The sequence below is a fragment of the Actinoplanes sp. KI2 genome, from assembly GCF_025630775.1.
In the GTDB taxonomy this organism is placed as follows: Bacteria; Actinomycetota; Actinomycetes; order Mycobacteriales; family Micromonosporaceae; genus Actinoplanes.
Genome location: NZ_JAOSZE010000151.1, coordinates 1 through 510, shown reverse-complemented (window position 1 = coordinate 510; position 510 = coordinate 1). Strand labels below are relative to the sequence as shown.

The 510-nt window shown below is 74.5% G+C and carries 1 pseudogene; it reads right to left on the bottom strand.

What is annotated here, in order from left to right:
• Window positions 1-510, bottom strand: a pseudogene (locus ODJ79_RS46720) (NAD(P) transhydrogenase subunit alpha); the annotation flags it as partial.

Genomic DNA, 510 nt, shown 5'->3' with positions numbered 1-510 from the left:
TGGATCTCCTTGCTGTCCTCGAGGAGCGCACGGACCCGCGGCTGCACGACCCGGCCGCCGTGGCTGACGATCACCGCTCGCTGGATCTCGTCGTCGAGGTCGAGAGCCACCTCGCCGCCGGGCATCAGCAGGGCGAGCAGCGCGAGCACATTCCTTGCGTACGCCGTGGACGCGGCCATCGGCACCGTGGACGCCAGGCCGGCCGCCCCGATCACGGTCACGCCCTGATCGGTGACCGTCCGGGTGTCCGGGACCGAGCCCTCGACGTTCCCGCCGAACCCGGTCGACGCCAGGTCGATGACGACCGAGCCCGGCCGCATCCCGGCCAGGGCGTCCGCGGTGACCAGCAGGGGCGGCGGGCCGCCGGGCACCATCGCCGTGGTGATCACGACATCGAACCGCGGGATCGCCCCGGCCAGCGCGTGCGCCTGGGCGCCGGCCTCGTCAGCGGTGAGCTCGCGCGCGTACCCGCCCTCGTCCTCGGCCCGGGCGGTCGGCGTGCTCAGCTCG